Origin of the sequence: Paenibacillus zanthoxyli JH29 (assembly GCF_000520715.1) — a bacterium.
In the GTDB taxonomy this organism is placed as follows: domain Bacteria; phylum Bacillota; class Bacilli; order Paenibacillales; family Paenibacillaceae; genus Paenibacillus_AQ; species Paenibacillus_AQ zanthoxyli.
The window spans coordinates 1-6,461 of the sequence record NZ_ASSD01000409.1; the positions used below are offsets into that span (position 1 = coordinate 1).

The 6,461-nt window shown below is 56.3% G+C and carries 6 protein-coding genes; 2 read left to right on the forward strand and 4 right to left on the reverse strand.

Annotated elements, in window-relative coordinates:
- From L691_RS0115425 to L691_RS0115440, 4 genes are all read right to left on the reverse strand, one after another.
- Positions 1-1,936: AAA family ATPase (locus tag L691_RS0115425; RefSeq protein ID WP_025691365.1), on the reverse strand; the 1,936-nt coding region annotated here is incomplete at its 3' end.
- 54 nt (positions 1,937-1,990) lie between these two features.
- The gene (locus L691_RS0115430; protein ID WP_025691366.1) at positions 1,991-2,980 is read right to left on the reverse strand and encodes a DnaJ C-terminal domain-containing protein; all 990 of its coding nucleotides are present in this window, start codon (positions 2,978-2,980) and stop codon (positions 1,991-1,993) included.
- A 286-nt stretch (positions 2,981-3,266) separates the two neighbouring features.
- Positions 3,267-3,713: an Hsp20/alpha crystallin family protein gene (locus L691_RS0115435; RefSeq protein ID WP_025691367.1), complete on the reverse strand. Its 447-nt coding sequence runs from the start codon at positions 3,711-3,713 to the stop codon at positions 3,267-3,269.
- A gap of 139 nt (positions 3,714-3,852) precedes the next feature.
- Positions 3,853-4,440 carry a GNAT family N-acetyltransferase gene (locus L691_RS0115440; RefSeq protein ID WP_156934251.1) on the reverse strand — a complete coding sequence of 196 codons (588 nt, stop codon included), beginning with the start codon at positions 4,438-4,440 and terminating at the stop codon, positions 3,853-3,855.
- A 107-nt stretch (positions 4,441-4,547) separates the two neighbouring features.
- Here L691_RS0115440 and pdxR point away from each other — a divergent pair, with 107 nt between their 5' ends.
- Together pdxR and L691_RS0115450 are read left to right on the forward strand one after the other, a co-directional pair.
- A complete protein-coding gene (gene pdxR, locus L691_RS0115445) occupies positions 4,548-5,954 on the forward strand; it encodes a MocR-like pyridoxine biosynthesis transcription factor PdxR (RefSeq protein WP_025691369.1) in 1,407 nt (468 codons plus the stop codon).
- Between the two features lie 224 nt (positions 5,955-6,178).
- Positions 6,179-6,379, forward strand: coding sequence for a cold-shock protein (locus tag L691_RS0115450; protein ID WP_025332779.1), 201 nt, complete (start codon positions 6,179-6,181; stop codon positions 6,377-6,379).
- Positions 6,380-6,461 lie beyond the last annotated feature (82 nt).

Sequence of the window (6,461 nt, forward strand, 5' to 3'; positions counted from 1 at the left end):
TGTACTCCGACATGTCGATGCGGATCATGCCGTCCTCGCGGTCGAACAGCGCCGCCGCCAGCGCCTTCGCCAGCTCGGTCTTGCCGACGCCGGTCGGACCGAGGAACAGGAACGAGCCGATCGGCCGGTTCGGGTCCTTGATGCCCGCTCTTGCCCGCAGCACGGCGTCCGAGACGAGCGACACCGCTTCGTCTTGGCCGACGACGCGCTGATGCAGCGTCTCTTCCAGACGCAGCAGCTTGTCTCGCTCGCCCTCGACGAGGCGGCTGACCGGAACGCCGGTCCAGCGGGAGACGATGTCGGCGATCTCGTCCTCGGTTACCGCCTCCCGCAGCAGCCGGGAGTCGCCTTCCTGCTGCGCCGCTTCCTCCGCCGCCTTCACCTGCCGCTCAAGGTCGGGGATGATGCCGTAGCTCAGCTCGGCCGATTTATTCAGGTCATACTCTTCCTGGGCGCGCTCCAGATCCATGCGCGCTTGCTCCAGCTTCTTCTTCAGCTCGCGGACGCCGGAAATGGCCGACTTTTCCTTCTCCCAGCGGGCTGTCATTTCCAGGTGCTTCTCTTTGAGATCCGCCAGCTCCCGCTGGAGCGATTCCAGGCGGCGTTTGCTGGCGTCGTCGGTCTCTTTTTTGAGAGCCGCTTCTTCAATCTCCATCTGCATCAGCCGCCGCGTCACTTCATCCATTTCGCCCGGCATGGAGTCAATCTCCGTGCGGATCATCGCGCAGGCCTCGTCAACAAGGTCAATCGCCTTGTCGGGCAGGAAGCGGTCGGTAATGTAGCGGTTCGACAGAACGCCCGCTGCTACGAGTGCGCTGTCATGGATTTTGACGCCGTGATGCACCTCAAAGCGCTCTTTCAGGCCGCGCAGAATTGAGATCGTGTCCTCGACGTCCGGCTCGCTGACCATGACTTGCTGGAACCGGCGTTCCAGCGCCGGGTCCTTCTCAATATACTTGCGATATTCGTCAAGCGTCGTCGCGCCGATACAGTGCAGCTCGCCCCGGGCCAGCATCGGCTTTAGCATGTTGCCGGCATCCATCGCGCCCTCGGTCTTGCCCGCGCCGACAATCGTATGCAGCTCATCGATGAACAGGATGATCCGGCCATCGCTTTCCTTGATTTCCTTCAGGACGGCCTGAAGCCGCTCCTCGAACTCGCCCCGGTACTTCGCTCCGGCGACTAGTGCGCTCATGTCGAGAGAGAAAATCGTCTTGTCCTTGAGTCCCTCCGGCACGTCACGCCGGACAATCCGGTGGGCCAGACCTTCCACAATCGCCGTCTTACCGACGCCCGGCTCGCCGATGAGCACCGGGTTGTTCTTCGTCTTCCGGGAGAGAATCCGGATGACCCGGCGGATCTCGCCGTCGCGGCCAATGACGGGATCAACCTTGCCCGCGCGCACCTCGGCTACGAGGTCGCGGCCGTACTTCTCCAGCACCTCGTACGTCGCCTCCGGCTCCCGGCTCGTCACCCGCTGATGGCCCCGGATTTCCGCCAGAACCTGAAGCAGCTTCTCGCGCGTCACGCCCTGGGCCTCAAATATCCGGCGGATATCCGCATTCCCGCCGCTGCCGGATACCATCGCCAGCACCGCATGCTCCACCGCCACGAATTCATCCTGCATGGCCGCCGCTTCTTTCTCGGCCTGTTCCAGCGTGGCGATCAGCGCATTCGAAGCGTACCGCCGCACCGTTCCGGCGCCCGCGCCGCCTACGGAGGCCCTGCGCCGGAGCAGCTCATCCGTGCGCCGGAGCAGCTCGCCTTCCGGCACGTTCATCTTTTGCAGCAGCCGGGGAAGAAGCCCCTCATGCTGTTCAAGCAGCGCTTTAAGCAGATGCGGATTATCGATTTCCTGGTGACCTGCACCCGCAGCCAACGATTGCGCGGAAGCAACCGCCTCCTGCAGCTTTTGCGTTAATTTATTGAAATCCATTCTGCCTCATTCCCTTCTTGGATCGTTGTTCTTCAGTCCGCCTGCCGTATCCGTTCACCCGGCCGCTGTCCTTCCGCGCCGGGAGTCCGTACTCCGCTTCTTGGCCCCTGCCTGAAAACCGGAGGTCTGCTCAAGCTGCCGGTACAGCTGCTTCTCTGCCTCGCTTACCGATTCGGGAACCGTGATCTCGATGTCAAACAGCACATCGCCATACGTTCCGTTCTCCCGCTTCAGCCCTTTGCCCGGTATCCGCAATGTCTTGCCGCTGCGGATGCCCGCCGGAATCTTCAGCTTAACCGCGCTTCCGTCCGGCAAAGCTACCTTCGCTCCTCCGCCAAGCACGGCCTGCCAGGGAGCGATTTGCAGGATTCCCCGCAGGTCTCCACCGCTTACTTCATAAGTGTCATGGGCACGGATATGCAGGATGATCAGTATATCGGCCGCTCCTTGACGCCCGCGTTCTCCGCTTCCCGGCACAGAAACCGCCGTACCGTCACCCGAGCGCGGCGGGATGTTCACGGTCACCGTCCGCCCTCCGGCCTGGACGGTGACGCTGCCGCCTTTATAGGCCTGCTCCAGCGTAATGTCGAGTTGGGCTTCCATCATGCCGCCCATACCGTCCATAGCGCCCATGCCGCTGGCTCCCGAACCTCTTCCGCCCGAGAAAAAGTCGAAGCCCGCCCGGCTGTCCGCTCCCCTGCCGCCGAAGAACATCTCAAACAGATCGCCGCCTGGAATGTCCTCGCCGCTGAAAGAATAGCTGCCGCTCCAGCCCTCGCCGAACGGCGATTCCCAGGAGGTTCCTCCGCCCGACGGTCCGCGTCCGAAGCCATATTTTAGAGCTTCATCGTAGGCTTTGCGCTTCTCCTCGTTCCCAAGCGTTTCATACGCCTCGGCTATTTTTTTGAAGCGTTCCTCCGCTTTCGGGTCCTTGTTCACATCGGGATGCCACTGCTTGGCGAGCTTCTGGTACGCCTTTTTAATCTCCTGTTTGGACGCATCCCTGCTGACGCCGAGCACACTATAGAAATCGGATTCCGCCATCCGAGCCCCCTCCCTTCCCCTCTACTCATTATTTCCCCGTTTTCACGGCACTGTAATCCAAATCCGTTCCAAGGCGGAAGCAGCTTCGCAAGAAGAAACGGCTACGCCGTCCTCGCAAGACAGGAGGGCATCCGTTTCTCGTAGAAATATAAGACTAAACGATAGGCGCGGAGTGTATAAAGTCTTATATTTTAAAAAAAGCGCATTATAGCCGGATATCCATCTACAATGCGCTCCTCGTATACTATTCAACACTTGACGTGTCTTCCATTACCGCTTTGGGCGATTATTCGCCGTCCCGAATCTCAATGCGTCTGCCCTGCGGGTTCTGCCGCTTCGGCACCTCAAGCATCAGCAATCCGTCCTTCAGCGAAGCGCGGATGCTCCCTTCTTCGATGTCCTGCACATAGAATCTGCGCACATACTCACCATACCGGCGTTCTTTGCGGACGATCTGCCGGCCTTCATTTTCCTCGGCGGTTTCTTCCTTGCGCACAGCCTTAATCGTCATATACGGTGCTGTGTAATTAATCTCGATATCTTCTTTGGCAAAGCCCGGCAGCTCGGCTTCGATCAGATAGGCATTGTCGCTTTCACGGATATCGGTTCGGAAAGACAAAGTGGAACTCTTGAACGGAGCGAAGAAGTCATCCCCGAACATGTCATTCAAGGACTTCGTCAGTTGGCCAAAAGCCTCTTCACGCCGTTTACCAAAAGGAACCAAATCAAACATCTTTCATTCCCCTTTCTTGACTTTGACTTTATTTGACCTTATGCCTTTATTATAGACCCTGCCCCTCTGATGCTCAAAACCGATTTTAACGCAAAAAACGCCGAATTCCGGCGTCTTCAGGCATTTTTAATGCAAAATTTTAGTGTTTCGATTGATTTGACCTTTTTTGACCTTCGCTGCGGAACTTCTTCCTGTATTCCTCTTCCAGCAGGCTCATCGTAATGATGTCATGGTATTCATGATCATAGTACAGCGCTTCCCGGCGTACACCCTCTTTTTTAAAACCGAGTCCCTCGTACACATGGTGCGCGCGTTTATTGTACGAATATACTTCAAGCTCGATCCGGTGCAGATTCAGAATGCCGAAGCCGTATTCCAGCATTAGCAGCAGCGCTTCTCGCCCATAGCCCTTGCCCTGCTGATGCTCTTCGCTCACGGCAATGCGGATATTTGCGTTCCGGTTCATCCGGTCGATGTCCTGAATCGCAATATCGCCTATCGTTTCATCATTTTCGTTCAGAGCGATGAGCAGCAGCACGGCGGAGGCATCATCCGCTTTTTCCAGAACATAGCGTTCGATCTGCTCCTTGGTGTACATCTTCTGTGTCCCCGTCAGTCTTCTCGTCTCGGTACCGTATAACTGATGATAGTACCACTCCGCGTCATCCGCATTAATCGGGCGCAAATAGACCCGTTCCCCTGTCAAAAATCTGGCTGCCGCATGCATTAAGCTCATCTCCCATTTCCTAAGATAGTGCTATGGTATTTCATAACTGCATCCCTTTAAATATACAAATCCGATAAATTTCAAAGGACAGATGAAGGAGAAAAGATATGCTGATCTTCCCCAGCCTGAATGATCCCGGAAGCGCCCCCCTCTATATTCAGCTCTATGAATTCCTCAAGCGGGAGATTATGAACGGCAGTCTTCCCGGCGGCGCGCGGCTCCCCTCGATCCGGTCGGCCGCTGCCCAGCTTCATATCAGCGCCACGCCGGTCGAAACCGCGTACCAGCAGCTTCTCGCCGAAGGCTTTATTGTCAGCAGGCCGAAGAGCGGTTATTATGTGCAGGCCATACAACCCTATGATTTAGCGGAACTGCGGAGAGCGGCTCCGGTATCCTATCGGGTCACAGCCCGCGACGAACGGGAGTATACCTATGATTTTCATCTGTCCAAAAACGACTTTACCCTGTTCCCGCATAAAATCTGGAGAAATCTGCTGCAGGAGCAGGTGGGGCGGGGCGATATTCTGCATTACGGCGATCCGCAGGGCGAACCCGCCCTGCGGGACAGCATCTCCTCTTATCTGCGCCAATTCCGGGGGCTTCGCTGCACTGCGGAACGAATCGTAATCGGCGGCGACCAGTATACACTGTCCTCCCTACTCGCCCTGATGCTTCGTGAGCGCTCAGACTGTCTAGGGTTCGAGGACCCCGGATACCATCTGGTCCCTTCCACCTTTCAAAGACATGGGTTTCGCACTGTGCCGCTGCCGCTGGACAAAGACGGCTTGAATGTGGAGCGCCTAATCAGGAGCGGGGCACAAGTCCTGTATGTCTCGCCTTCTCATCAATTTCCCTGCGGGATGACGATGCCGATTGCGCGGCGGATGCGGCTGCTGGAGTGGGCGATGAACAACGGCGGCATCCTGATCGAGGATGACTACGACGGTGAATTCCGCTATCACGGAAGGCCGGTTCCTTCCATGCAGGGACTGGCGGAGCACAGCCCCGTCGTTTATATGGGCAGCTTCGGGCAGTCTGTGTCGCCTGCACTCTGCCTGCATTATATGGTTCTGCCCGAAGCTCTCCTTCCAGCCTATTACCACCTGAAGAACGAACTGTACCTAGAGCATTCCGCTTCCAGGCTGAATCAAATGGCGCTGCATGATTTTATGGAGCGGGGACATTTCGGCAGGCATCTGCGCCGGATGCGCCAGCTCTACGAGCGCAAGCACGACGCCGTCATTCGGTCGGTAAAAAGCCATTTCGGAGATGCGGCGGCACTGTCCGGCAGGAACGCCGGTTTTCATCTGCTGCTTACCGTCAAGAGCGGCGGCGCGGAGGAGGAGCTTGCAGCGGCGGCAAGGAAGGCCGGCGCCCGGATCGCGCCGATGAGCTATACCTGGTGGAACCGTCCGGCCTGGACGGAGCCGTCATTTATTCTCGGTTTCGGAGGAATACCCGAGGAGCGTATTAACGACGGCATCAAGGCGCTGAAGAAAGCGTGGCTGGAGTAAACAGATGCGGCCGCGCCATCGTTATGAAAGCATTTTAAATTAAGTTTAAATATGGAGTTGCATCATTTAAGGGAGTATGGTATAGTTAATTTATTGGAATTTTGACCTGGACTCACATATTGCAGAGGGTTATGATTTTGAGTGCATAACTTTGTGCAATATGTGATTTTTTATTTTTAAGTAAATAATAAGGTCATGTTCAAAAAACAAGGAGGTTTTCTACAATGGAAACAGGAACAGTTAAATGGTTTAACGCGGACAAAGGCTTTGGCTTTATCGAAGTTGAAGGCGGCAGCGATGTATTCGTGCATTTCAGCGCAATCGTCAGCGAAGGCTTCAAGACCCTTGATGAAGGTCAACGCGTCGAGTTCAATATCGTTCAAGGCAACCGCGGTCCGCAGGCCGAGAACGTCGTTAAGCTGTAAATCAGAAAGCACGCCCCGAACCTAGCGTTTGGGGCGTTTTTTTTGCTGCAATATTCCTTTCCCTCTATCAATACAGCACCCG

Bases quoted from the DNA above. Each gene is read 5' to 3' on its own strand.
- L691_RS0115435 (WP_025691367.1), bottom strand. From the start codon at position 3,713: ATGTTTGATTTGGTTCCTTTTGGTAAACGGCGTGAAGAGGCTTTTGGC.
- L691_RS0115430 (WP_025691366.1), bottom strand. From the start codon at position 2,980: ATGGCGGAATCCGATTTCTATAGTGTGCTCGGCGTCAGCAGGGATGCG.
- L691_RS0115440 (WP_156934251.1), bottom strand. From the start codon at position 4,440: ATGCATGCGGCAGCCAGATTTTTGACAGGGGAACGGGTCTATTTGCGC.
- L691_RS0115450 (WP_025332779.1), top strand. From the start codon at position 6,179: ATGGAAACAGGAACAGTTAAATGGTTTAACGCGGACAAAGGCTTTGGC.
- pdxR (WP_025691369.1), top strand. From the start codon at position 4,548: ATGCTGATCTTCCCCAGCCTGAATGATCCCGGAAGCGCCCCCCTCTAT.